Genomic DNA, 23,095 nt, shown 5'->3' on the forward strand with positions numbered 1-23,095 from the left:
GAATGGCCACGAAAGCGACGAATGGCGCAGAAGTGACGGAAAATCGTGAGGAATCCGGCGATGGCCCGCTGATGGACGGCATGGCGCAAGCGGTCAAGAAGATGATCGCCCGTGGCAAGGAACGTGGTTACGTCACCTACGACGAGATGAACGCCGCGCTTCCTCCAGACCAGTCGTCCTCCGAGCAGATCGAGGACACGATGGCGATGCTCTCGGAGATGGGCATCAACGTCGTCGAAAGCGAAGAACAGGACGACAACCAGAACGCCGCCGCCGAGAGCGACGGGGAGACCAGGGTCTCCGGCAATCTGGACGACGACGACATCGGCCGCACCGACGACCCGGTCCGTATGTACCTGCGGGAGATGGGATCGGTTGAACTGCTGTCCCGCGAAGGCGAAATCGCCATCGCCAAGCGGATCGAAGCCGGCCGCGAACAGATGATCGGGGCCATCTGCGAAAGTCCCCTGACGATCCGCGCCATCATCGAGTGGCATGATTCCCTGAACGAAGGGAAGATGCTGCTTCGCGACATCATCGACCTGGACGCCACATATGGCGGCGGTCCGGAAGGTGAAGTCGCCGAAGGCATTCCGGCCGCCGTCGAGGGCGAAGGGGGAGCCGAGCAGCCGGCCCGCGCCGAAGGGGCCGAGGGAGCCGCCGGAGAAGGCGAAGAAGTCGAGCCTCCCTTGGGTGCCGACGCCGAGGGCGATGGCGAAGGAGACGGTGAGGAGAACAATCTCTCGTTGTCCGCCATGGAAGCGGCCCTGAAGCCCCAGGTCCTCGAAACCTTCGAGAAGATCGCGGCGACTTATGAGAGGCTTCACAGGATACAGGAATCCCGCCTGACCGCCATCCAGCGGGGCGAGGAGATCGGCAAGACCGACAAGAAGTACGACAAGATCCGCGCCGAGATGATCGAGCTGATGAACACGGTCCGGCTTAACAACGCCCGGATCGAGCAGCTCGTCGAACAGCTCTATGGCCTCAACCGGCGACTGATCGGCATGGAAGGCCGTCTGTTGCGCATGGCGGTCGACAGCAAGGTCAAGCGCGAAGACTTCCTGCACCACTACTACGGCCACGAGCTGGACCCGAACTGGATCGACCGGATCAAGGGTCTGTCGGGCAAGGCATGGCCGCGCTTCCTGGAACGTCACACCGGCGACATCGTGCGCCTGCGTGAGCAGATCTCGTCCGTGTCGGATGAAGCCGGTCTGCCGATCGGCGAGTTCCGCCGGATCGTCTCGACCGTCCAGAAGGGCGAGAAGGAGGCGAGCCGGGCCAAGAAGGAAATGGTCGAGGCCAACCTCCGCCTCGTCATCTCGATCGCCAAGAAGTACACGAACCGCGGCCTCCAGTTCCTGGACCTGATCCAGGAAGGCAATATCGGCCTGATGAAGGCGGTCGACAAGTTCGAGTACCGGCGCGGCTACAAGTTCTCGACCTATGCGACGTGGTGGATCAGGCAGGCGATAACCCGCTCCATCGCCGACCAGGCCCGGACCATCCGCATCCCGGTCCACATGATCGAGACGATCAACAAGCTGGTCCGGACTTCGCGCCAGATGCTTCACGAGATCGGGCGCGAGCCGACTCCGGAGGAGCTGGCGGAACGGCTGCTGATGCCGCTGGAGAAGGTCCGCAAGGTCCTGAAGATTGCCAAGGAGCCGATCTCCCTTGAAACGCCGATCGGCGACGAGGAAGATTCGCATCTCGGCGATTTCATCGAGGACAAGAACGCTGTCCTGCCGCTCGACGCCGCGATCCAGGCCAACCTGCGCGAGACCACGACCCGCGTGCTGGCCAGCCTGACACCGCGCGAGGAACGCGTGCTCCGCATGCGCTTCGGCATCGGCATGAACACCGACCATACCCTCGAGGAAGTCGGCCAGCAGTTCTCGGTCACCCGCGAGCGTATCCGCCAGATCGAGGCAAAGGCCCTCCGCAAGCTGAAGCACCCGAGTCGGTCGCGGAAGCTGCGCAGTTTCCTCGATACCTGACAAATGATGACATTTGCGGCCTGTTGGGGGATGTCATCCCCGGCAGGCCGCATATTCCTGTAGCTACCCAGCCGGGCAGTCGCTTTTGAGCAAATATCGGGGTTGCTTTGGACCGATTTCGGCGGCACATTCCCGGTCCTGTCACGGGTTAGGGCGTGTAGCTCAACTGGTTAGAGCTGGCCGCTCATAACGGTCTGGTTATCGGTTCAAGTCCGGTCACGCCCACCACCTCTCCCTCCCGGCATACCCATCTGTTCGCCTCCGGTCATAGCACCCGCAATACCTTGCAAACGCATCGGTTTGCCCCCACCCTTGTTGCATGTGCTTTGTCACGTGGAGGAAGAATGGCGGAAACGATCGATCTGTCCTCATTTCGTCAGGCGCGTGAAGCGGTGCCGCTGGCTCGGGCGACGAACTCCTTCCTGGCCCTGGCGACCCAGACCAACAACGCCGGCCTCGATACCAAGCTCCTGCTCCAGGCGATGACCATAGCTCTCGCCAAACTAGTGGTGGAAGCGACCGAGCACGAGGAAGCCGAACAGGTCGCCCGCCAGATCGGCGACAGCTTGCCGGCCCTGGTCGAGCATCTCCTGAAGACCGACCCGCCCCACTGAGGCGAGAGGACTTGAGGCAAATCAATTCATTAGCGTGCAAACCGTGATACAGGAATCGATGTAGGACTCTCTCGTTTCCGGTCGGGGACACAAGCATGACAGGGCGTTTGCGGCTGGCCGCAGTGGTTGCGGTCCTTGCGGTCGCCGGTATTGCAGCGTGGTATTTCATAAAGCACCCGTCCGCCGGTCCCGGCGCTTTCGTCCTGACCGGCAACGTCGATATCCGCCAAGTCAATCTTGCCTTCAACGTAGAAGGCCGCATCGAGTCGATGCTGGTCCATGAGGGCGACAGGGTCGAAACCGGCGAGAAGCTGGCGACGGTCGAGAACAGCTACTACCGCGATGCCCTTGCCATTGCCCGCGCCAGGGTCGATGCGCAGCGCGCCCAGGTCGCCAAGCTGGTGACGGGCAGCAGGCCGGAGGAAATCGCGCTGGCCCGCGCCAATGTCGCGGAAGCCGAAGCGGCCTTCTCTTATGCGCGTTCCGTCCGGCAACGCCAGTACGAGCTGGCTCGTCGGGACGTAGTTTCCCAGCAGAACCTGGAAGATGCGGAAACCAATTTAGACCGCGCCCAGGCGCGACGCGAAGTGGTCAGGCAGCAACTGGCGCTGGCCGTGGCGGGACCGAGGCAGGAAGACATCCTTGCCGCCCGCGCGCAACTCGCCGCCGACGAATCGACGCTGTCGCTGATCGAGCGGCGCGTTGCCGACACCGTCCTCGTGGCGCCGTCGCCGGGGACGATCCTGACCCGCGTGCTGGAGCCCGGAGCCGTCGTGCTGCCAAATTCCGCCGTCTACGCGCTGGCGGTCACCGATCCGGTCTGGATCAGGACCTATGTACCGGAAACCGCGCTGGGCAAGGTCAAGCCCGGCATGCCGGTGACGGTATCCACCGACACGCCCGGCAGTCGGACCTACACGGCGCAGGTCGGATTCGTTTCGCCCACGGCGGAGTTCACGCCAAGGGCTGTCGAGACGCCGGAGCTTCGCTCCAGCCTCGTCTACCGCGTCCGCCTGATCGTCCAGGACGCCGACGACGGCCTGCGCCAGGGCATGCCGGTGACGATCTCGCTGGACGCACCCGGCAAGGCGGGCTGACGGGATGACCGGCCCGCTGGTGACGATTGATGACATTACATGTCGTTTCGGCAAACGCACCGCCCTCCAGGGCATATGCGCCGATATCGCACCGGGGCAGGTGACGGGGCTGGTCGGTCCCGACGGCGCCGGCAAGACGACGCTGATCCGGCTGATCGCAGGATTGCTCCGTCCGCATTCCGGGCACATCACCGTCTGCGGCTTCGACAGCGTCGGACAAGCCGAGGCGATCCACGGCGTCGTCGGCTACATGCCCCAGCGCTTCGGCCTGTACGAAGACCTGACTGTCGCCGAGAACCTGAACCTGAACGCCGACCTGCGGGCCGTCACGGGGCAGGAGCGTTCCCAGGCGTTCGAGCGGCTGCTGGGGTTCACGGGCCTCGCGCCGTTTACCAAACGGCTTGCGGGTGCCCTGTCCGGGGGAATGAAGCAGAAGCTGGGGCTGGCGTGCACGCTGATCCGGCCGCCGCGCCTGCTGCTGCTGGACGAACCGAGCGTCGGCGTCGACCCTCTGTCGCGGCGCGAGTTGTGGCGCATGGTTCACGAACTGGTCGACCAGGGCATCGGCGTGCTCTGGAGCACCGCCTATCTGGACGAGGCCGAACGCTGCGGCTCCGTCCTGCTGCTGAATGACGGCAAACTGCTGAACTCCGGCGCCCCCAGGGGGATGACCGACCGGATTTCCGGCCGCACCTTCGTCGTCCGGGGACTGGACCCCGCCGGCAAGCGGCTGGTCCTGGACCGCGCTCGGCAGCGTGTCGGCGTGATCGACGCCCTGATCCAGGGGCGCAACATCCGGCTGGTGATGGCCGAAGGCGCCGCCGCTCCCACGGCGAACGAGCTTGAGGCCGGCGCGGATGCCGCCGTCGAGCCGGTCCGGCCCCGGTTCGAGGATGCCTTCGTCAGCTTGCTGCGCGGCCAGGGACTGACCTCCAATACCGGAGCCTTGCCGCAGGGCCGGACTTCCGAAACGCCTCCCGGCGATCCGGATGCCGTAGTCGAGGCGCGCGACCTGACGCGCCGGTTCGGCAGCTTTACCGCCGTGGACAGGATCAGCTTCGCGGTCCGCCGGGCGGAGATCTTCGGGCTGCTCGGCCCCAACGGCGCCGGCAAATCGACCACCTTCAAGATGCTGTGCGGCCTTCTGCCGATTACCTCGGGCACGGCCCGCCTGACGGGGCTTTCGCTGGCCGAAGCACCCGCCCTGGCCCGTGCCCGGCTGGGCTACATGTCGCAGAAGTTCTCGCTCTATCCCGACCTCAGCGTGCAGCAGAACCTTGAGTTCTTCGCCGGAGCCTATGGGCTGAGCGGGCGGACACGCCGCGAAGCGGTCGGCGGGATGAAGGAGGGCTTCGGGCTGGAACCCTTCGCGGCGTCGAACGCCGGCGAGCTGCCCCTGGGCTTCAAGCAACGGCTGGCGCTGGCCTGCGCCATCATGCACGGCCCGGCTATCCTGTTCCTGGACGAGCCGACTTCCGGCGTCGATCCGCTGACGCGGCGGGAGTTCTGGTCGCATATCAACGCGATGGCCGGGCAGGGGGTGACCGTTCTGGTGACCACCCACTTCATGGACGAGGCCGAATACTGCGACCGCGTCGGCATCGTCTATGGCGGGGTGATGATCGCCACCGCGTCCCCCGACGACCTCAAGGAGCAGGCGCGCACGCCGGATCTCCCCGACCCCAGCCTGGAGGACGCCTTCATCCGGTTGATCGAGCGGCACGACCGCGACAGGAAGGCGGCGGCATGATGACACAAGGCGCCGCCCGCCGCCTGCGGCTGAAAGGGCTGGTCGTCAAGGAAACGCTCCAGATTCTCCGCGATCCGAGCAGCCTGCTGATCGCTTTCGTCCTGCCGGTGCTGCTTCTGCTGCTGTTCGGCTACGGCGTTTCGCTTGACGCCAACCATATCCGCATCGCGCTGGTGGTGGAGAACCCGACGCCGGAGGCCGAGCGGTTCATCGCGTCCTTCGCCAACTCCTCCTATTTCGAAGTCGACGTAATGCGCCACCGGGCGACGGCGGAAGAGGATCTGGTGGCCGGCCGGATGGACGGCGTCGTGGTCCTGCGCGCCGACTTCGCGGCCCGGCTGGGGCAGTGGGACATGGCGCCGATCCAGCTCCTGCTGGATGGGACGGAGGCCAACACCGCCCACATCGTCCGGGGCTATGCCGAAGGTGTCTGGCTCGCCTGGGCGCGGCAGGAAGCGATGTCGCGCGGGCTGCCGATCGCCATCCCCGTCGTTGCCGAACCGCGCATCTGGTTCAACCCGGAACTCCGCAGCCGCAACTTCCTGGTTCCTGGCCTGATCGCCATCAACATGACGCTGATCGGGACCCTGCTGACGTCGCTGGTGGTGGCGCGCGAATGGGAGCGCGGGACGATGGAGGCGCTGATCTCCACCCAGACCGGCCTTCCGGAACTGCTGGCCGGCAAGCTGATCCCGTATTTCGTCCTCGGCATGACGGCGATGGCGCTGTCGGTTGCGATGGCGGTGTTCCAGTTCGGCGTGCCGATCCGGGGATCGCTGATGGTGCTGTTCGGCGCCTCGGCCATCTTCCTGGTCGGCGCGCTGGCGATGGGGCTGCTGATCTCGACCGTTACCCGCAACCAGTTCGTGGCGGGGCAGGTCGCCATCGTCTCCGGCTTCCTGCCCGCCTTCATGCTGTCCGGCTTCGTTTTCGAGATCGGCAGCATGCCCGGTTGGATACAGGTGCTGACCCATGCCGTGGCGGCGCGCTACTTCGTCTCGACGCTCCAGACGGTGTTCCTGGCCGGCGACATCTGGTCCGTTATCCTGCCCGACCTCGGCGCCATGACGCTGATCGCCTTGGTGTTCCTGGCCGCGACTTCGGTCCGTACCCGCAAGCGGCTGGACTGACCGATATGTGGACCCGCCTGATCGCGCTGATCGTCAAGGAACTGCTGTCGGTCTGGCGCGACCGGAAGAGCCGGTTCGTGCTGGTGGTGCCGCCGCTGGTCCAGCTTTTCGTCTTCTCCTATGCCGCAACCTACGACGTGACCAATGTCCGGATCGCCGTGTTCAACGAGGACGCAGGCGCTCCGTCCCACGACCTGATCGCCCGGTTCGAGGACGCCCCCGACTTCGCCCGCGTCCTTCATCTTGGGAGCGAGGCCGGGATCGCGGAAGCGATCGACTCCAAGGAAGCGGTTCTGGTGGTGCATCTCGGTCCCGGATTCTCCCGCGACCTGCTGGCCGGCGCTCCGGCCCGCGCTCAGCTCATCCTCGACGGGCGCGGGTCCAACACCGCCCAGGTCGTGATGGGTTACGCAACCTCGATCATCAACAATTTCAACCGCGACTGGGCGGCCGCGCATAGCGTGCCGGTGCTGCCGGCCCCGCTGATAGAGCGGGCATGGTTCAACCCCAACCTGATGAGCCTATGGGTCGTCGTCCCCGGTCTGGTCGGCATCCTGACGCAGGTGGTAGCATTGGTGGTGACGGCCCTGTCGGTAGCGCGGGAGCGCGAACTCGGGACCTTCGACCAGCTTCTGGTGACGCCGCTGCGGCCCTGGGAGATACTGGTCGGCAAGATCGTTCCGGCCCTCCTGATCGGCCTTGCCGAGGGGACGGTGATCGTCGTGGCGGCGCTGTTCTGGTTCCGCGTGCCGCTGGTCGGTTCCCTGCTGCTGCTCTACGCCAGCCTGTTCGTCTTCCTGCTGTCGATCATCGGCGTCGGGCTGTTCATCTCGGCGCTGTCTGGCACCCAGCAGCAGGCGATATTGGGAGCCTTCCTGTTCCTGGTGCCGGCCATCATCCTGTCGGGGTTCGCGACCCCGATCGAAAACATGCCGGAATTCATTCAGGCGCTGACGCTCGGCAATCCGATGCGGCACTTCCTGACGATCGTGCAGGGGATTTTCCTGAAGGATTTGCCGGCCGAACTGGTCTTCGCCCGCATCTGGCCGATGGCAGCCATCGGATTCGTGACCCTGGGCAGCGCCGTCTGGCTTTTCCGCCATAGGTTACGGTGAATGAAGTGCCCTGGAATGAAGTGCTCTGGAATGAAGTGCTTTGCCGACGCTTGCGCCCCTTTCCTGTTGCTGTTAGGGACCCCACTCTTTCCCCGGACCGTTTCCCGCTGGAGCCAACATGACGATCGATGAGTTGATCGAGAACTTCGAATTGTTCGACGAGTGGGAGGACAGGTACCGGTACGTGATCGACCTCGGCCGCGCCCTGCCGCCGCTGGAACCGCAGTACCAGACCGACGCCTTCAAGGTCGAAGGCTGCATGAGCCAGGTGTGGCTGGTGCCGCTGCCGGGCGAGGGCGGGCGTCTTCGCTTCGCCGCCGACAGCGACAGCGCCATCGTCAAGGGGCTCGCGGCGGTGTTGCTGACCGCCTATTCGGACAAGACCCCGGAGGAGATCCAGGCGACCGACCTCGAATCCATCTTCTCGCAGATCGGCCTGGATCAGCATCTCAGCCCCAACCGGCGCAACGGTTTCTTTTCCATGGTTGAGAAGATCAAGGCATCCGCACGTGCTCGCATAGCGGCGCGTGATTGATCGGCTCCAAATATTTCAGAATAGAAACAATCAGCCAGGCACTTTATAATTAGAAAAGATACGATGTTCATTTATCTCCAATAGTTTGCTTTCCCTGTTGGAAGTAGGTAAAACTCCGGGGAACCAAACGCGTGGAGATGCTGCAACTGTGTCCACTTTGTACACTACTGCCGATAGGCAGATGCCTTCGGCATTGTGGGAACAGCATCTCGATGCCGGCATGCATATCTGCCAGCTTTTCTCCGACGAGGACGACCGGCTCGAGGCGATGACCCGGTATCTGGTTTCCGGGATCGAGGCCGGACAGAGATGCGGTTGCTGGACCTTCGACGATGCAGGCGCGCTGCTTGATGGCGAATGCGTCGCATCCGGTAATTCGATGGGCGATGCCCATACCCGCGGCCAGCTCTCCTTCGAGGACGCCGACGATGTCTGGTTCGCCGACGGCAGGTTCGATCCGGAGCGGCTGCTGAGCCATCTGTCGAACTTCCACGACCAAGACGGCGGTGGCAGGACCTGGGGCGGCGCTCGGATCGTAGCGGAAATCAGCCCGGCGATCCCGGAGATGCCGGGCGGCGGCAGGCTGATCGAGTACGAGGTCGAGGTCAACCGGCTGCTGCACGGCAAGCCGATGATGGTCGTTTGCCAATACGACCTGAACCGATTCAGCGGCTCCGTCCTGCTGGATGTCCTGCGCGTCCACCCCTACGTCATGATCCGGGGCAACGTGATGCCCAATCCGTTCTATCATCCTGCGGACGACACTCTTGCCGCAGCATGAGTCGCACATGCCCCTGGATGCCGCCAGTCGTACGATGGGGCAACTGCTCGTCCTGCAAAGCATCGCGATCGGCTTGCCCGGACGCCGGGAAATCTTTGATTTCCTGAGAGCGGGGCTGCAACGCCTGCCGGGTGTCAGCCAGGTCGAAACCTATGAGTCGGGGGGAGCGCCGCCCGTCTCCTACGATCTGGTCGTGCCGGTCCGGTCCGGTCAGCGCGACTACGGCGCTTTCGCCTTCGTCATCGCCGACCATGCCGCCTTCGGCATTTTCAGTCCCTATGTCCGCAACCTGATAACGTCGGTCGCGGCGATACTCGAGTTCCGGCGCAATCAGGAAGTCAGCCACGACCGCGAGCACCGGCTTGAAGTCGAAGTCCTCCGGACGCGGCGCGAGCTTCTGCTGATCGAGCACGACCTCCAGGCGATCCTGAACACGATCCCGGACATCTTCTTCCGGACCGGCGACAACGACCGCGTGGTGATGGTCTCTCCCGGCGTCCACTCGATCCTAGGCTACGCCCCCGAGTCGTTCCTGGGAACGCGGCTGAGCGATCATTACTGCGATCCTCAGCAATACCTGCGCGACCGGGAACGGGTGCTGGATGCCGCCGGAGCCGTCGTCATGGTCGAGGGGATGATGCGGCACAAGGCCGGCTTCGAGGTCTGGATTTCGACCAATGCCGCCGCCCGGTTCAATGCCGACGGTCAGTTCACCGGCATAGACGGCATCTCGCGCGACGACAGCCTGCGGAAACGGACCGAGCAGGACTTGCTCGCGGCGAAGGATCAGGCCGAGCAGGCCAACCACCTGAAGACCCAGTTCCTCGCCAATATGAGCCACGAGTTGCGGACGCCGCTGAACGCGATCATCGGCTTTTCCGAATTCATGGGGCTGGAGGCGCTGGGACCGCTGGGCGCCGACAAGTACCGGGAGTACCTGATCGATATCAAGAACTCGGGCGAGCATCTTCTGGAAGTCATCAACGACATCCTGGATGTGGCACGGATCGAGGCGGGCAGGGTCGAGGTGCGGTTCGAAACGGTTGTTCTTGATTATGTGGTCGATGCCTGCGTCAGGCTGGTCGCCGACCGGGCCAGGGCCAGGAACCTGACGATCAGCTGCGAGCTGCCTCCGGGATTGCCGTCGCTGTCGGTCGATCCGCTCCGGTTCCGTCAGGTGGTCCTCAACCTGCTGACAAATGCGGTAAAGTTCAACCGGCCCGGCGGCGGCATCCGGGTGACAGCGGAACACGAACCCGGCGGCGGCATGGCGATTCGGGTGACCGACGGCGGCATCGGCATCGCGGCGGACGACATTCCCCTGGTGCTCGAAGCGTTCGGGCAGGTTTCCGACGTCTATGCCCGCCCTCACGAAGGATCGGGGCTGGGGCTTCCCCTATGCCGCTCGCTGATGCAGTTGCACGGCGGTGACCTGGAGCTGGAAAGCACGCTCGGGGTCGGGACGACCGTGACCGTCCGCTTTCCCCCCGAGCGCGTCGTGCTCGACCGGAACGAGTACCTATTCAACCAAGGGTTGAACTTACTGGGCTGAACCTCCTCCGGCTGAGCGTGGCGTCGGCCGCCAGTCTGGTGGAGCCAGTTCGAAGCCGGCAAACTCGAAGGCCGGCGAGACGGTGCAGCCGACCAGCGTCCAGGTCCCGAGCGAAACCGCCGTCTGCCACGCTCCGGCGGGTACGACGGCCTGCGGCTTCTGGCCACGACCGAGGGCAGGACCCAGATGGGTGGCATAGGCGTCATGGCCATTGGGTGAGATGGTCAGAGCCAGCGGACCTCCGGCATACCAGTGCCAGATCTCAACCGCGTCGACCCGGTGCCAGGCCGAGAACTCGTCCGCCTGAAGCAGGTAGTAGATCGCGGTGCAGGACCCACGCGATCCGTCCGCCGGAGCATCGCGAAAGGTCTCGACGTAATGGCCGCCCTCGGGATGCTTTTGCATCCCGAGCAGCTTGATGACCTGATCGGCGGTCAAGTCGTCCATGGCGTTCAGGCCGCCGGCGGAACGGTGCCGGTGAAGCTCTCCCGCTTCGATTCGGCGTCGAACCATGCCGACAAAGCGGGGCGGCCCTGCCGCCAGTCCTCGTGACCGAAGCGGAAGTCCAGATAGCCGAGGGCGGCCAGCACGGCCACGCTGCCGATGGTGAACCGTTCGCCCAGCTTTCCGGCGCCGGCTTCCAGGGCATCGAGCGAACGGGAGACCGCCGTCCGCTGCCGCTCCATCCAGTCCGTCGAGCGAAGCTGTTCCGGCCGGTTGCCTTCCAGGCGGCGGAGGATGGCGGCGTCGCAGATACCGTCAGCCAAGGCCTGGAAGCGTAGCGCCGCCCAGCGATCCGGGCCGGATTCCGGATACAGCCCATTGCCGGGACCGCTTTCCAGGCTGTCGAGATATTCGACGATGACCGGACTGTCGAACAGCGACGTGCCGTCGTCGAGCACCAGTGCCGGCACCTTGCCGAGCGGGTTGTCCTGCGGCAGGTCGGTTGCGGGGCTCCAGGCATCCGTCTTCGTCAGCTCGACCTTATCCGACAGGCCGCGTTCATGGATGACCATCATGACCTTCCGCACATAGGGCGAGGTCGCACTGTAACGCAGCTTCATGGGTTCTTCTTTCCGTTGGTCGTTTCTTCTGGGTTTGGCGAGGCTAGAAAGTGTCTTTGCGCCTGCGGATCTCCGCGAACACCTCCGTCGGGTCCGCACCGGCAAGGCCTACCGCAGCGGCGACTTTGGGGTCGTCGGCGCGGAGGAACGGGTTGGTCGCCTTCTCGACGCCGAGCGTCGTGGGGATGGTCGGCTTGCCGGCATCGCGCAGGACCGCGATATCGGCGGCACGCCGCTTCAGTGCCGTATTGTCGGGATCGACGGTGACCGCGAACCGGGCATTGGACAGGGTGTATTCGTGACCGCAATAGACAGCGGTCTCGTCGGGCAGGGGGCGAAGTTTCAGCAGCGACTGCCACATCTGGGCCGGCGTCCCCTCGAACAGGCGACCGCAGCCGAGGGCGAACAGGGTGTCGCCCGAGAACAGGGCCGACGCGTCCTTGAACCACAGCGAGATATGGCCGCTGGTATGGCCCGGCGTCTCAAAAACCAGGACGTCCTGCGTGCCGAAGCGGTAGGTATCGCCCTCCTTGACGGTCTCGTCCAGGTCAGGGATGCGGTTGCGGTCGGCGGCCGGACCGACGACGGTACAGCCGAACTTCTTCTTCAACTCCGCATTGCCGCCGATGTGGTCGGCGTGATGATGGGTGTTGAAGATATGCGTTGGACGCCAACCTAGGCGTTCCAGGGCTTTTAGTACGGGTCCGGCTTCACCGGGATCGACTATGCCGACAGCCTCGCTTGTGGGATCCTTGAAGAGGTAGACATAATTGTCGCTGAACGCGGGTATGAGCTGGATATCCATGACGAAGACGTTACCCCATGGCCGGTGGTCGGGCAAAGCCCTGGGCATGACCCCGGCGTTTGTTTCGTGTTAGGCTCCTGCCACAATGTATACCGATGCCATCGATCTGCGCGAGTTCTACGAAAGCAGCCTCGGCCAAGTGGCCCGAAGGATGATCCGTCGCCGCGTTCGCGAGTTGTGGCCCGATGTCCGGGGGCAGGTAGTTCTCGGAGTCGGCTACGCCGCACCCTATCTCCGCCCTTTCCGGGAGGAGGCGGAGCGGACGATAGCCCTGATGCCGGCCTCCCAGGGGGTCGTATACTGGCCGTCCGAGGGACCGGGACTGTCGGCGCTGGCCGACGAGGCGGAGTTGCCGCTGCCGGATATGTCGGTCGATCGGGTTCTCCTTGTCCATGGCCTGGAATGCACGGAACAACTGCGTCCCATGATGCGGGAAATCTGGCGGGTCATGGCGGGAGGCGGCCGCCTGCTGGTGGTCGCGCCCAACCGCCGGGGCATCTGGGCACGGATCGACCGGACGCCGTTCGGCCATGGCAGTCCCTATTCCCCGTCCCAGTTGAAGCACGCGCTCAGGGAGAACATGTTCGTTCCGGAACGGACGGCGCGTGCGCTGTTCATCCCGCCGGTCAAGTCGCGCTTCCTGCTGGGGTCGGCTCCCGCTTGGGAGGAGATCGGCGAGCGCTGGTTCAAGGCGTTCGCCGGCGTCTATCTGGTGGAGGCAAGCAAGCAGATCTATGCCGGAGTGGCACGGAAAGCTCCGGTGCGACCTAAGAAACGCCGGCTGATCATGCCGATGCCGAGCGGAGCCGGGATGCCGGGTGCTGCCGGTGCGGCCCATGTCGAGCACGACGACGAGGTCCCAACGGCGGCGCGGGTGCAAGGCGACGACGGCTATTGCCGGGGGGCAGGCTGAGCGGGCGGAGACGACGCGGAGGGCGGCGGATTGGCGCGGTCGCTTTGCGCCTCTCCCTGACCGGTCATGTCGGACGGGACATCCCGTGCGTCCGGGGTCATGCCGGGTACGCCGGTGTTGCCCTGCCCCGTGAGTTCCCGGCTCGGCGCCTCTCCCGAGATCCCTGGAGTCGGAGCCACTTGGTCCGTCGTCGGCTGATCGCCTGGACGGGGAGCCGTCATCAGCGGCTTATTGGCGGGATCTCCGGTTGGGTTGGCGGGTGCCTGCGCCACCGCCGGCATCGCGCCGAGCATCAGGGTAGTCGCGACGGTAATCAGCATGGTGCGCATGGCAGTTTTCCTTATGCAACGCATTTGAAACTCAACAGCGGGCGGGGTTGAGCGTTGCGGAAGCTCGCCGGATTAACGCAGGCTTCGACTATAGTCAGCTTGGGACCGGAGGGTTGAGGGATGCGCAAGGGCTTGATGCTGCTCGCCATGACGACGGCCTTGTCGGGATGTGCCGCCCTTGGATCACCCGGCTGCGGGCCGGACGGCCAGCCGGAGATGGTAGCCGAGGTGGTCTTCGGCCGGAATATCGGCGATTCGCTGGGTGTCTCCGAAGCGGACTGGAACCGCTTCCTGGAGGAGGAGGTGACGCCGCGCTTCCCCGACGGATTGACGGTGATGAACGCCAGCGGACAATGGCGCGACAGCGAGCGCGGCACCGTCGTGCAGGAACCGAGCAAGGTGCTCGTGCTTGTCCTGGGCGACGAGATAATGGACCGGCCCCGGGTCCGCGAGATCGCCGACGCCTATAAGCGCCGCTTCCAGCAGCAGAGCGTCCTGACGATGATGCGCCCGGCCTGCGTCTCGTTCTGACCGCCGTGGAATGGCGACGCCGTTATTCCTGCGTGCCGTTCCGGCGCAGCATGAAGACGCCCTGCTCGCCGAAGAAATTGGCGATGCCGTCGGCTGAAGCGAGGCGGGTGGGACGGTTGTCGCGGCCCAGAATCACGCTTCGTTCGATCGTGATGTCCAGCCGGTCGCACAGGCTGGTGAAATCCTTGATCGTGCAGAAGTGGATGTTCGGCGTCTCGTACCATTCGTAGCCGAGGCGCTCGGTCACGGGCATGCGGCCCATCAGCAGCAGCGACGCCCGGATGCGCCAGTAGCCGAAGTTGGGGAACGAGATGATCGCCCGGCGGCCGATCCGCACCAGTTCCTCCAGCACCTTGCGCGGCGCGCGCATCGCCTGGAGCGTCTGGCTGAGCACCACGTAGTCGAAGGCGCCGCTGGGATAGTCCTTGAGGTCGGTGTCGGCGTCGCCCTGGATGACGGACAGGCCATGGCTGACGCAGGAATGCACGCCGTCCATGCTCAGTTCGATCCCGCGCCCGTCCACCTGCTTCTCGTAGACGAGGTAGTCGAGCAAGGCGCCGTCGCCGCAGCCGATATCCAGCACCCGGCTGCCTGGATCGATCATGTCCGCGATCAGCCGAAGGTCGAGTCGGATGTCGCCGGGCCGGCGGTTCCGCCCGATCCCGGTAGAAGTGTCGTCCAGGGGGCTCATGCCGGTTCCGTCCGCTTTCTGGTCAGTCCCCGATGCTCGGCGCAGCCGTCCATGAAGCCCCGGACGACCTGATGGAACTCCGGCTCCTCCAAAAGGAAGGCGTCGTGCCCCTTGTCGGTCTTCACTTCCACGAAGCTGACATTGGCGGCGACGGCGTTGAGGGCATGGACGACCGCCCGCGACTCAGGCGTCGGGAACAGCCAGTCGCTGGAGAACGAGGTCAGGCAAAACCGCACCGGCGTAGCGTTCCCCTTGTGCCGGAAGGCGTTCGCCAGCACGTCGCCATGCTCCGCCGCGAGGTCGAAGTAGTCCATGGCGCGGGTGATGTAGAGGTACGAGTTGGCGTCAAACCGGTCGACGAACGTGATCCCCTGGTGCCGCAGGTAGCTTTCCACCTGGAAATCGGCGTCGAACCCATAGGTCACCGTCGTACGGTTCTGCAGGTTGCGGCCGAACTTGCGGTGGAGCGCCGCTTCGGACAGGTAGGTGATGTGCGCCGCCATGCGCGCGACGGCGAGACCGCGGTGCGGGCGTTTGCCCTGGTTGAGGTAGTCGCCGGCGCACCAGTCCGGATCGGCCATGATGGCTTGGCGCCCGACCTCGTGGAAGGCGATGTTCTGGGCCGAATGCCGGGCCGCCGTCGCAATGGGCAGAGCCGCGAAGACGTTGTCCGGATAGCTGACCGTCCATTGCAGCACCTGCATGCCGCCCATCGATCCGCCGACGACGCAGAACAGCTTGTCGATCCCGAGATGGTCGATCAGCAGCTTCTGCGCCCGTACCATGTCGGCGATCGTGATGACCGGGAAGTCCAGGCCGTAGGGCTTGCCGGTGGCGGGGTTCGTTTCCGCCGGGCCGACGCTGCCCATGCAGCCGCCGATCACGTTGGAACAGATGATGAAGTATCTGTCGGTGTCGATCGGGCGGCCGGGACCGACAAGCATGCTCCACCACCCGGGCTTGCCGGTGACCGGGTGGTAGTCGGCGACGAAATGGTCGCCGGTCAACGCATGGCAGATCAGGATGGCGTTGGACTTGTCGGTGTTGAGCGTGCCGTAGGTGCTGTAGGCGATCGTGAAGTTCTCAAGCTCGACGCCGCAGTCGAGCCGCATCGGCCGTTCCGTGCCCAGCACCACCCGCAGGTTCGCTCCTTCCGAGACCGTCCCCTTCAGGGGGCCGGCAGCCGAGCCGCCGGACGGTGGCTGACGAAATGGAATGGGCGCGGTCATGGGGACGGAGAACCTGCTCTCAAATGCCTGGAAGGGAAGCGCATTGCTACGGAGCAAGCCATGGGGGTGTCAACGTTTTCTTTGATTTTAGCAAGGCCGGATACTACTACTATCCGGCTCTGAATGCACCCTGACCGTACCCTGACAGGCAAGATCCAGAAACCCATGTCCGCATCACCGCCTTCGCTTGAAGAATTGCGCCGCGAGATCGACGAGATCGACGACGCCATTCACGACCTGCTCATGCGCCGCGCACAGGTGGTCGAGCAGATCGGTATCGCCAAGCGGCCGGACAACCAGATCTTCCGTCCGGGCCGGGAAGCCATCATCCTGCGCCGTCTGGCGGCTCGCCATACCGGCGCTTTCCCGATCGCCGTGGTGGTGCGTATCTGGCGCGAGATGATCGCCGCCTTCTCGCGTCTCCAGGGACCTTACGCGATCACCGTCTATGCACCGGAAGACAAGCGCGGCTTCTGGGACATCGCCCGCGACCACTACGGCAGCGTCATTCCGATGACGGCGGTCAACACCCCGGCTGCGGCAATTCGAACCGTGGCCGACGGCACCGCCACGGTCGGCGTCGTGCCGATGCCGGAGGAGGACGACCACGAGCCCTGGTGGCGCCACCTGATGAACGAAGACGTCAAGACGCCCCGCATCGTCGCCCGCCTGCCGTTCTGCGGACGTGGCAACGCACGCGGTGAAAACCACGATGCCCTTGCCGTCGCCCTGATCCAGCACGAGGGGACCGGTGACGACCGCACCCTGCTGGGCGTCGAACTGTCGGAAGACGTCAGCCGGGGGCGTCTCAAGGACGCACTGGAAGCAGCCGGGCTGACGGTCGTAAACTTCAGGAGCTGGACCGGCCGGGAGGCCGGCGGCGGCCCTCCGCTCCATCTGGTCGAGGTGGCGGACTATGTCGCGTCGACCGATCCCCGGCTGTCGGCGTTCAAGTCCAAGGTCGGTGACATCGTCCTGCGCGCCACGCCGATCGGCGGCTATGCGATGCCGCTTGGACTCAACCCGGACGTCAAGAAAGTCTGAAGTCTCCAGTCAGGTCTGAAGTCTTTATCAGGAAAGTACCGTTCCATGTCTGCTCCGGCCCCCCGTCCCGGAATCCTCGATATTTCGCCCTATGTCGGCGGCGAGGCCCATGCTCCCGGCGTCGACAGGCTGATCCGTCTGGCCTCCAACGAAGGCGCCCTGGGGCCGAGCCCCCGCGCCGTCGAAGCCTACCGGAACGCCGCCGCCGAGGTGCATCGATATCCGGACGGCCACTCCACGGCTCTGCGAGACGGTTTGGCGCGGCTTTATGGACTTGATTCCGCCCGGATCGTCTGCGGCACCGGATCGGACGAACTGCTGGGACTGCTGACCCGTTCCTATGCCGGTCCGGGGGACGAGGTGCTGTACAGCACGCACGGCTTCCTGATGTACCCGATCTCGGCCAAATCGGTCGGCGCCACGCCGGTAGCCGCACCCGAGACGGGCCTGAAGGCCGACGTCGACGCTCTGCTGGCGCATGTGACGGAGCGGACGAAGATCGTCTTCATCGCCAATCCGAACAACCCGACAGGCAGCTTCCTGACGACTGACGAGATGCGTCGGCTGCATGCCGGCTTGCCGGAGCATGTCGTGCTGGTGATCGACGCCGCCTATGCCGAGTACGTCGACCGGCCGGATTATACGGCGGGCGCGGAACTGGTCGAGGAGTTCGCCAACGTCGTCATGACGCGGACCTTCTCCAAGATCTATGCCCTTGGCGGGCTGCGGCTGGGCTGGGCATACTGCCCGCCGGCCATCGCCGACGTGCTGAACCGCGTGCGCGGACCGTTCAACGTCAGTTCCGCGTCGCAGATCGCGGGCGTCGCCGCCGTCGAGGACCAGGAGTTCATCGAGCGGTCGCGACTTCACAATGACACATGGCGGGAGTGGCTGGCGGCTCGCCTGACGGAACTGGGCCTCACGGTACATCCCAGCATCGCCAACTTCCTGCTGGTGTCGTTCGCCAACGCCGCGTCGGATGGCAATCAGGCGGCCGAGGCGGCCCGGCAGTTCCTCAAGTCGCGCGGTATCCTGGTCCGCCAGATGGGCGGCTACGGGCTGCCGCACTGCCTGCGGATATCGATCGGCACGGAAGAAGAGATGCGCGCCGTCGCCGACGCCGTCGCCGCGTTCTTGAAGGGCTGACGGCATGTCGAACGAATTGCTTGTGGAATCGCTGCCCCTCGCGGCTGCCGGCGGCGGCCCTCTGTTCGGCCGGGTCGCCTTCATCGGCATCGGGCTGATCGGCTCGTCCATGGCGCGCGCCCTTGCCAAGCTCGGGCTGGCGCGGGAGATCGTTTGCAGCGCCCGCAGTCAGGCGACCTGCGACAAGGCCCTGGAACTGGGTCTCGTATCGCAGGCTTCGACCGATGCCGGGGCAATGGTCGCCGGTGCCGATCTGGTGGTGCTGTGTTCGCCTGTCGGCACCTATGCCGATCTGGCGGCGCGAATAGCACCGCACTGCACGCCGGGCGCCATCGTCACCGATGTCGGATCGGTCAAGCAGGCGGTCATCCGTGACGTGGCACCCCATCTGCCGGAAGGCGTGCATCTGGTGCCCGGCCATCCGGTTGCCGGGACCGAGCATTCCGGGCCTGAAGCCGGCTTCGCCGAACTGTTCGAGAACCGCTGGTGCATCCTGACACCGCCGGCGGGAGCCAACGAGGAGGCTGTCGCCAAGGTTGCCGACATGTGGCGGCGCTTCGGGTCGAACGTCGAGTTCATGGAAGCCTCGCACCACGACAAGGTACTGGCGATCACGTCCCATCTGCCGCACCTGATCGCCTATACCATCGTCGGAACGGCGACCGACCTGGAGGAAGACACCAAGTCCGAGGTGATCAAGTTCTCCGCCGGCGGTTTCCGCGACTTCACCCGGATCGCGGCCAGCGACCCGGTGATGTGGCGCGACATCTTCCTGAACAACCGGGAAGCCGTGCTGGAGATCATCCAGCGCTTCAACGAGGACATCACCGCGCTCCAGCGGGCGATCCGCTGGGGTGAGGGCGACAAGCTCGAAGAGCTGTTCACCCGCACCCGCGCGATCCGGCGCGGAGTCATCGACGCCAAGCAGGCCTGAACTTCAGTCCTGCCGGCGCCGCATGAGGCCGAGGCCGAGCAGACCGCCGGCCAGCATGACCAGAGTCGCCGGTTCCGCGACCTGGAGCGGGTCGGCGTCGGGGTCGCCGGCCGACGCGTCCCAGCCCGCCAGCGCCGCCAGGGCATAGTCGCCAAGTATCCGGTGGGCGACAGTGGTCGGATGGACGCTGTCCCAGAACAGGTATTCGTCCGGGTTCGCGCAGACGGTTCCGGGGCGGTCCACCGCGCCCGTGAAGCAGGGCGTGTTGACGCTGGTCAGGCCGTATTGAGCCGGATTGCCGGCGACGGAATTGAACAGGCTGCGGACGTCCAGCGTGATCAGATCGACCGGGAAAGCCGCTTCAAGCCCGGCCAGGACGCCGGTCAGCGCTGTGTTGAAGGCGGCTGAAAGGCTGGTGGCCCGCGCCATAATCTCGGGACCGCCGGCGATCGATTCGGGCGTCAGGGCCAGATCGCTGAGGTTGGGCACCATGATGTACTCGGCACCCGCCAGGGCGAGGCTCGTAAGCGCCTGCCGGACGTTCTCGGTCGCCGCGGCAGCCAAGGCTTCCGGCGCCAGGGTCGAGGTCAGCTCGTTCCGGACGTCGTTGCCGCCGCCATAGACGATGTAAAGGGCATCAGGGTCCGCTCCCTTCGTCCCCTGCCGCGCCAGATAGTCGAGCGTCTGGAAGGTGACGCCCGGAGGGACGGTACCGCCGGTGGTCGCCCCGCCGAAAGCATAGTTGTTGCCGCCCGCCAGCGACGGGACAGCCTGGGTTCCGTAAGCTTCCGCCACCCGGTCGATCCAGAGCGGTCCGTTGGAGAACCGGCCGGGCGCATAGGGCGGTGACAGCGGGAGAGCGCCGAAAGTAGCCGAGGTGATGTTGCCCGTGTCGGTCAGGCTGTCCCCGAAGGCGTAGATCGATGTCGGCGCCGCGCCGGCCGGCGTAGCTGCCGCCGCGATGCCGAGGCAAAGGCCCAAGCCTGCCCCAGCCATCGCACCCTTGTTCCACCAAATTGCCAGCATCTGGCCTCCAACGAATTTACACAACTTTTAGTATATTAGCGTTCGCGTTCTTGTAGAGGAACAGGCGGAACGCTTCAACGTCTCAGTTGGAGACCGGGGGAGTTCAGCGTCATTCTCCCGCTTGCTGTGACATCTCGCGCCGCTGCCGGCGCCGGCCTCGCCACTGGCGGACAAAGCGATAGGCGAACAGCAGGACCAGTCCTGTGATCAGGATGGTGCTGACCGGGCTGATATAGGCCTCCACCGCACTCCACTGATCCCGCAGGATGTAGCCGCAGATGGCAAGCAGACTGGTCCAGGCCACTGTTCCAATCGTGGAGTAGAGCAGGAACGGAAACAGGCCCATCCCGCTGATTCCGGCCGGGACGGAGATCAGGGTGCGGACACCCGGCACGAGGCGCCCGATCAGGACGGCGGATCGGCCATGACGGTTGAACCAGTCCGTCGCATGGTCGATGTCGTCGGGCGACACGGTGATCCAGCGGCCGTAGCGGTCGGCGAACTCGCGCATTCGTTTATGGCCATAAACCTTGCCGGCGTAGTACCAGGGCAGCGCTCCGAGCAGCGACCCCAGGCTGCCGGCCACGATCACGCCGACCAGGGACATGCCACCCTGGGTGGCGGTGAAACCTGCAAGCGGCATCACGACTTCGGAGGGGATCGGCGGAAAAATATTCTCGAGGAACATCAGCAGGGCGATGCCGGCATATCCCAGCCCATTCATCAAACCTGTAATCCAGTCAAACATCGGCCTCAATCCCTGGCGTTATGTGATCGCTTAACAACCCGCGCGCCAACGACTCGGTTGCAGGCGACTCAATCCGCCGATCGAGATGCCTCGTCCTTAGCCTGCCGTTTGGCTTGACGGCGCGCGAGCCGTTCCGCACGGCGCGCCTGTCTGCGCTGACGCCGCTGCCACAGACGGAAGTAGAGACGACTCCGCGCCGCTTCAAGCATGCGGATCAGGTCGCGGGGGAGGGGGATGGCGGGAGGGCGTGGCCCGGACTGCGGTGCTGCCGGCTCCAATGCCAGCCCGACGACGCGCAACTCCCCGTCCTGCATGTCGCGGGCGATCAATTCCACCGATCCCATGCGCAGCCTGTCGCCGACCTCCACGGCGTCGCGGAATTCCTGCCGGAACAGCTCGGCCAGCGTGAGCTTGGCGTTGCGGATCGACAGCGGCAGGCCGTACAGCTCCGCGAGCGCCGCGACCGTCATGTCGGCCTTCAGCGCCAGATCGCCGAAGAACTGGCGGTCGTCTTCCGCCAGTTCGCGTGTTTCGCCGAAAAGGCGGTCGAGCATGGAGACGCGCGACGGCGCAGTGAACAAGTATACTAGGTCGCCCGCCTGGAGATGGCGGACTGTATGGATCGTCCGTACCTGTCCGTCGCGGATGATCAGCGACGGGCGTGCCCAGCGTGGCAGCCGGTGGCCGCTGACCACCGGACTGTGCTCGAGGATCGTATAAGCCACCAGCTCATAGTCGGCCTGCCCCGGAAGTTCCAGTTCGACCCTGTCCACCGGACCGATTCGCGGCGGGACGATCAGCTTGAGCCAGTGGGCCAGCGGCCGGATCGTCCAGCCCTGCACCAGCAGCGACATCATGACGATCAGGAAGGCGATGTTGAAGTAGAGCTGCCCGTCCGGCAATCCGAACAGGATCGGGACGATCGCGAGCAGGATCGACACGGCACCGCGAAGACCGACCCAGGCGATGAAGGTGGTCTCGTTGTTCGTGAACCGGAAAGGCGCCAGGCACAGCCAGATGGCGATCGGGCGGGCGACGAGGATCAGCACCACGGCAAGCGCCGCCGCCGGCAGGAACAGGCTGGGGAATTGCGCCGGGCTGGCCAGCAATCCCAGCATCACGAACATGACGATCTGGCTGAGCCAGGTGAGCCCGTTGTGGAAGCGGCGCAGGCTTTGCGCGCCGCGCAGTTTCGAATTTCCCGCGACCAGACCGGCGACATAGACGGCGAGAAAGCCGCTTCCTTCGGCGACGCCGGCGAGTGCGAAGATGAATAGGGCCATCGACAGCGAGACGATCGGGTAAAGCCCCGGTTCCAGCTTGACCCTGTTGATCGCGAGCACCAGCAGCCATCCGCCCACCAGCCCGAACAGGACGCCGCCGCCGATCTGGGACAGGAACAAGGCCGGCAGATGCCAGGGGGACTGGTCGCCGTCTGCGGTGATCAACTGAACCAGCGCCAGGGTCAGGAAGATCGACATGGGGTCGTTGGTGCCGGATTCGATTTCCAGCGTCGAGCGCACCCGATCGCGGAGAGTGATGCCGCCAACTCGCAGCAGGAAGAACACCGCCGCGGCATCGGTCGAACTGACGATTGCGCCGAGCAGCAGCGATTCGCGCCAGGGCAGGCTCAGCGCGACGTGAGCGGCAAGACCCACGAGGCCCGTCGTGATGAGAACACCCACTGTCGCGAGGGTCAGAGCCGGGGCGGCCGCGACCCTGTAGCTGGAGAAGCGGGTGTCGAAACCGCTTTCGAACAGGATGATGGCAAGCGCCACGCTGCCGATCAGGAAAGCGGCCGGCGTATTGTCGAACGAGATGCCGCCGATACCGTCTTCGCCGGCGGCCAATCCGACGCCAAGGAAAATCAGAAGTAACGGTGCGCCGATCCGAAATGAGATCAGGCTTGTGAAAATACTGACCAGCAGGAGTATCGTTGCAATCAGAATTATCAGATTATTGAATTCCATGTAACCGTCTTGCCCCGACGTAAGTTGTATCTCAACCGATTGCCAAAACGATTTGCCCTAAACAGGCCATGCTGCCTCCTGGGGAGAC

The 23,095-nt window shown here is 64.8% G+C and carries 23 protein-coding genes and 1 tRNA gene; 15 read left to right on the top strand and 9 right to left on the bottom strand.

What is annotated here, in order from left to right; translation table 11 throughout:
- The first annotated feature begins 2 nt into the window (after nucleotides 1-2).
- The 10 genes from rpoD (at nucleotide 3) to N826_RS39925 (ending at nucleotide 10,577) form a co-directional block, all read left to right on the top strand.
- On the top strand, nucleotides 3-2,003 hold the full coding sequence (gene rpoD, locus N826_RS12380) for an RNA polymerase sigma factor RpoD (RefSeq protein WP_044429142.1): 2,001 nt from the start codon (nucleotides 3-5) through the stop codon (nucleotides 2,001-2,003).
- Between the two features lie 151 nt (nucleotides 2,004-2,154).
- Nucleotides 2,155-2,231: transfer RNA gene (locus N826_RS12385), tRNA-Ile, on the top strand.
- Between the two features lie 116 nt (nucleotides 2,232-2,347).
- Entirely contained in the window at nucleotides 2,348-2,617 is a 270-nt protein-coding gene (locus N826_RS12390; protein WP_044429143.1) for a hypothetical protein, read from the top strand.
- A gap of 95 nt (nucleotides 2,618-2,712) precedes the next feature.
- Nucleotides 2,713-3,714 (top strand): HlyD family secretion protein, encoded by a 1,002-nt coding sequence (locus tag N826_RS12395; RefSeq protein WP_044429145.1) that lies wholly within the window; start codon nucleotides 2,713-2,715, stop codon nucleotides 3,712-3,714.
- 4 nt (nucleotides 3,715-3,718) lie between these two features.
- Complete coding sequence (locus tag N826_RS12400; RefSeq protein ID WP_044429147.1) at nucleotides 3,719-5,464, top strand: ATP-binding cassette domain-containing protein; 1,746 nt, start codon at nucleotides 3,719-3,721, stop codon at nucleotides 5,462-5,464.
- A complete protein-coding gene (locus N826_RS12405; protein ID WP_044429148.1) occupies nucleotides 5,461-6,594 on the top strand; it encodes an ABC transporter permease in 1,134 nt (377 codons plus the stop codon). Before N826_RS12400 ends, N826_RS12405 begins: the two co-directional genes overlap by 4 nt.
- Before the next feature lie 5 nt (nucleotides 6,595-6,599).
- Nucleotides 6,600-7,709, top strand: a complete 1,110-nt coding sequence (locus tag N826_RS12410) for an ABC transporter permease (protein WP_044429150.1) — start codon at nucleotides 6,600-6,602, stop codon at nucleotides 7,707-7,709.
- Nucleotides 7,710-7,827: 118 nt separating this feature from the next.
- A complete protein-coding gene (locus tag N826_RS12415) occupies nucleotides 7,828-8,244 on the top strand; it encodes a SufE family protein (protein WP_044429151.1) in 417 nt (138 codons plus the stop codon).
- Between the two features lie 181 nt (nucleotides 8,245-8,425).
- Nucleotides 8,426-9,025: an MEDS domain-containing protein gene (locus N826_RS12420; protein ID WP_044429152.1), complete on the top strand. Its 600-nt coding sequence runs from the start codon at nucleotides 8,426-8,428 to the stop codon at nucleotides 9,023-9,025.
- A gap of 7 nt (nucleotides 9,026-9,032) precedes the next feature.
- Nucleotides 9,033-10,577, top strand: coding sequence for a sensor histidine kinase (locus tag N826_RS39925; RefSeq protein WP_052831123.1), 1,545 nt, complete (start codon nucleotides 9,033-9,035; stop codon nucleotides 10,575-10,577).
- On the opposite strand, the gene N826_RS12430 is transcribed toward N826_RS39925, so the two are convergent.
- The 3 genes from N826_RS12430 to gloB are packed head-to-tail and all read right to left on the bottom strand — an operon-like array spanning nucleotide 10,566 to nucleotide 12,446.
- The gene (locus N826_RS12430) at nucleotides 10,566-11,024 is read right to left on the bottom strand and encodes a cupin domain-containing protein (RefSeq protein ID WP_044429154.1); all 459 of its coding nucleotides are present in this window, start codon (nucleotides 11,022-11,024) and stop codon (nucleotides 10,566-10,568) included. The genes N826_RS39925 and N826_RS12430 overlap by 12 nt on opposite strands.
- Nucleotides 11,025-11,029: 5 nt before the next feature.
- Nucleotides 11,030-11,641 (bottom strand): glutathione S-transferase N-terminal domain-containing protein, encoded by a 612-nt coding sequence (locus tag N826_RS12435; RefSeq protein WP_044429155.1) that lies wholly within the window; start codon nucleotides 11,639-11,641, stop codon nucleotides 11,030-11,032.
- Between the two features lie 43 nt (nucleotides 11,642-11,684).
- Nucleotides 11,685-12,446 (bottom strand): hydroxyacylglutathione hydrolase, encoded by a 762-nt coding sequence (gloB, locus tag N826_RS12440; RefSeq protein ID WP_044429382.1) that lies wholly within the window; start codon nucleotides 12,444-12,446, stop codon nucleotides 11,685-11,687.
- 85 nt (nucleotides 12,447-12,531) lie between these two features.
- Here gloB and N826_RS12445 point away from each other — a divergent pair, with 85 nt between their 5' ends.
- Complete coding sequence (locus N826_RS12445; protein WP_084720698.1) at nucleotides 12,532-13,359, top strand: class I SAM-dependent methyltransferase; 828 nt, start codon at nucleotides 12,532-12,534, stop codon at nucleotides 13,357-13,359.
- Here N826_RS12445 and N826_RS44760 read toward each other — a convergent pair.
- Nucleotides 13,338-13,688, bottom strand: a complete 351-nt coding sequence (locus N826_RS44760; RefSeq protein ID WP_052831125.1) for a hypothetical protein — start codon at nucleotides 13,686-13,688, stop codon at nucleotides 13,338-13,340. The two genes, N826_RS12445 and N826_RS44760, sit on opposite strands and share 22 nt — an antisense overlap.
- A gap of 120 nt (nucleotides 13,689-13,808) precedes the next feature.
- Here N826_RS44760 and N826_RS12455 point away from each other — a divergent pair, with 120 nt between their 5' ends.
- Nucleotides 13,809-14,219, top strand: a complete 411-nt coding sequence (locus tag N826_RS12455; protein WP_044429157.1) for a DUF3574 domain-containing protein — start codon at nucleotides 13,809-13,811, stop codon at nucleotides 14,217-14,219.
- A 22-nt stretch (nucleotides 14,220-14,241) separates the two neighbouring features.
- Here the strand turns inward: N826_RS12455 and metW are convergent, their stop codons facing one another.
- Both metW and metX read right to left on the bottom strand, forming a co-directional pair.
- Nucleotides 14,242-14,910 (bottom strand): methionine biosynthesis protein MetW, encoded by a 669-nt coding sequence (metW, locus tag N826_RS12460; protein WP_044429160.1) that lies wholly within the window; start codon nucleotides 14,908-14,910, stop codon nucleotides 14,242-14,244.
- Nucleotides 14,907-16,139 (bottom strand): homoserine O-acetyltransferase MetX, encoded by a 1,233-nt coding sequence (gene metX, locus N826_RS12465; RefSeq protein WP_084720699.1) that lies wholly within the window; start codon nucleotides 16,137-16,139, stop codon nucleotides 14,907-14,909. Before metX ends, metW begins: the two co-directional genes overlap by 4 nt.
- Before the next feature lie 165 nt (nucleotides 16,140-16,304).
- On the opposite strand from metX, the gene N826_RS12470 reads away from it, so the two are divergent.
- From N826_RS12470 to N826_RS12480, 3 genes are read left to right on the top strand one after another with little or no spacing between them, the layout of a single operon-like run.
- Nucleotides 16,305-17,183: a chorismate mutase gene (locus N826_RS12470; protein ID WP_044429389.1), complete on the top strand. Its 879-nt coding sequence runs from the start codon at nucleotides 16,305-16,307 to the stop codon at nucleotides 17,181-17,183.
- Between the two features lie 45 nt (nucleotides 17,184-17,228).
- A complete protein-coding gene (gene hisC / locus N826_RS12475; RefSeq protein WP_044429162.1) occupies nucleotides 17,229-18,329 on the top strand; it encodes a histidinol-phosphate transaminase in 1,101 nt (366 codons plus the stop codon).
- 4 nt (nucleotides 18,330-18,333) lie between these two features.
- Nucleotides 18,334-19,263 (top strand): prephenate/arogenate dehydrogenase family protein, encoded by a 930-nt coding sequence (locus tag N826_RS12480; protein WP_044429163.1) that lies wholly within the window; start codon nucleotides 18,334-18,336, stop codon nucleotides 19,261-19,263.
- Nucleotides 19,264-19,266: 3 nt separating this feature from the next.
- On the opposite strand, the gene N826_RS12485 is transcribed toward N826_RS12480, so the two are convergent.
- The 3 genes from N826_RS12485 to N826_RS12495 form a co-directional block, all read right to left on the bottom strand.
- Nucleotides 19,267-20,289 (bottom strand): SGNH/GDSL hydrolase family protein, encoded by a 1,023-nt coding sequence (locus N826_RS12485; RefSeq protein ID WP_084720700.1) that lies wholly within the window; start codon nucleotides 20,287-20,289, stop codon nucleotides 19,267-19,269.
- 109 nt (nucleotides 20,290-20,398) lie between these two features.
- Nucleotides 20,399-21,013: a DedA family protein gene (locus tag N826_RS12490; RefSeq protein WP_244619530.1), complete on the bottom strand. Its 615-nt coding sequence runs from the start codon at nucleotides 21,011-21,013 to the stop codon at nucleotides 20,399-20,401.
- 92 nt (nucleotides 21,014-21,105) lie between these two features.
- Nucleotides 21,106-23,007, bottom strand: coding sequence for a potassium/proton antiporter (locus N826_RS12495; RefSeq protein ID WP_044429165.1), 1,902 nt, complete (start codon nucleotides 23,005-23,007; stop codon nucleotides 21,106-21,108).
- Nucleotides 23,008-23,095: the final 88 nt, after the last annotated feature.

Origin of the sequence: Skermanella aerolata KACC 11604, from assembly GCF_000936425.1 — a bacterium.
GTDB lineage: Bacteria > Pseudomonadota > Alphaproteobacteria > Azospirillales > Azospirillaceae > Skermanella > Skermanella aerolata.

What these genes read in the sequence shown, in the direction of transcription:
- rpoD (WP_044429142.1), top strand. Translation starts at nt 3, where the DNA reads ATGGCCACGAAAGCGACGAATGGCGCAGAAGTGACGGAAAATCGTGAG.
- N826_RS12390 (WP_044429143.1), top strand. Translation starts at nt 2,348, where the DNA reads ATGGCGGAAACGATCGATCTGTCCTCATTTCGTCAGGCGCGTGAAGCG.
- N826_RS12395 (WP_044429145.1), top strand. Translation starts at nt 2,713, where the DNA reads ATGACAGGGCGTTTGCGGCTGGCCGCAGTGGTTGCGGTCCTTGCGGTC.
- N826_RS12400 (WP_044429147.1), top strand. Translation starts at nt 3,719, where the DNA reads ATGACCGGCCCGCTGGTGACGATTGATGACATTACATGTCGTTTCGGC.
- N826_RS12405 (WP_044429148.1), top strand. Translation starts at nt 5,461, where the DNA reads ATGATGACACAAGGCGCCGCCCGCCGCCTGCGGCTGAAAGGGCTGGTC.
- N826_RS12410 (WP_044429150.1), top strand. Translation starts at nt 6,600, where the DNA reads ATGTGGACCCGCCTGATCGCGCTGATCGTCAAGGAACTGCTGTCGGTC.
- N826_RS12415 (WP_044429151.1), top strand. Translation starts at nt 7,828, where the DNA reads ATGACGATCGATGAGTTGATCGAGAACTTCGAATTGTTCGACGAGTGG.
- N826_RS12420 (WP_044429152.1), top strand. Translation starts at nt 8,426, where the DNA reads ATGCCTTCGGCATTGTGGGAACAGCATCTCGATGCCGGCATGCATATC.
- N826_RS39925 (WP_052831123.1), top strand. Translation starts at nt 9,033, where the DNA reads ATGCCCCTGGATGCCGCCAGTCGTACGATGGGGCAACTGCTCGTCCTG.
- N826_RS12430 (WP_044429154.1), bottom strand. Translation starts at nt 11,024, where the DNA reads ATGGACGACTTGACCGCCGATCAGGTCATCAAGCTGCTCGGGATGCAA.
- N826_RS12435 (WP_044429155.1), bottom strand. Translation starts at nt 11,641, where the DNA reads ATGAAGCTGCGTTACAGTGCGACCTCGCCCTATGTGCGGAAGGTCATG.
- gloB (WP_044429382.1), bottom strand. Translation starts at nt 12,446, where the DNA reads ATGGATATCCAGCTCATACCCGCGTTCAGCGACAATTATGTCTACCTC.
- N826_RS12445 (WP_084720698.1), top strand. Translation starts at nt 12,532, where the DNA reads ATGTATACCGATGCCATCGATCTGCGCGAGTTCTACGAAAGCAGCCTC.
- N826_RS44760 (WP_052831125.1), bottom strand. Translation starts at nt 13,688, where the DNA reads ATGCGCACCATGCTGATTACCGTCGCGACTACCCTGATGCTCGGCGCG.
- N826_RS12455 (WP_044429157.1), top strand. Translation starts at nt 13,809, where the DNA reads ATGCGCAAGGGCTTGATGCTGCTCGCCATGACGACGGCCTTGTCGGGA.
- metW (WP_044429160.1), bottom strand. Translation starts at nt 14,910, where the DNA reads ATGAGCCCCCTGGACGACACTTCTACCGGGATCGGGCGGAACCGCCGG.
- metX (WP_084720699.1), bottom strand. Translation starts at nt 16,139, where the DNA reads ATGACCGCGCCCATTCCATTTCGTCAGCCACCGTCCGGCGGCTCGGCT.
- N826_RS12470 (WP_044429389.1), top strand. Translation starts at nt 16,305, where the DNA reads ATGTCCGCATCACCGCCTTCGCTTGAAGAATTGCGCCGCGAGATCGAC.
- hisC (WP_044429162.1), top strand. Translation starts at nt 17,229, where the DNA reads ATGTCTGCTCCGGCCCCCCGTCCCGGAATCCTCGATATTTCGCCCTAT.
- N826_RS12480 (WP_044429163.1), top strand. Translation starts at nt 18,334, where the DNA reads ATGTCGAACGAATTGCTTGTGGAATCGCTGCCCCTCGCGGCTGCCGGC.
- N826_RS12485 (WP_084720700.1), bottom strand. Translation starts at nt 20,289, where the DNA reads ATGCTGGCAATTTGGTGGAACAAGGGTGCGATGGCTGGGGCAGGCTTG.
- N826_RS12490 (WP_244619530.1), bottom strand. Translation starts at nt 21,013, where the DNA reads ATGAATGGGCTGGGATATGCCGGCATCGCCCTGCTGATGTTCCTCGAG.
- N826_RS12495 (WP_044429165.1), bottom strand. Translation starts at nt 23,007, where the DNA reads ATGGAATTCAATAATCTGATAATTCTGATTGCAACGATACTCCTGCTG.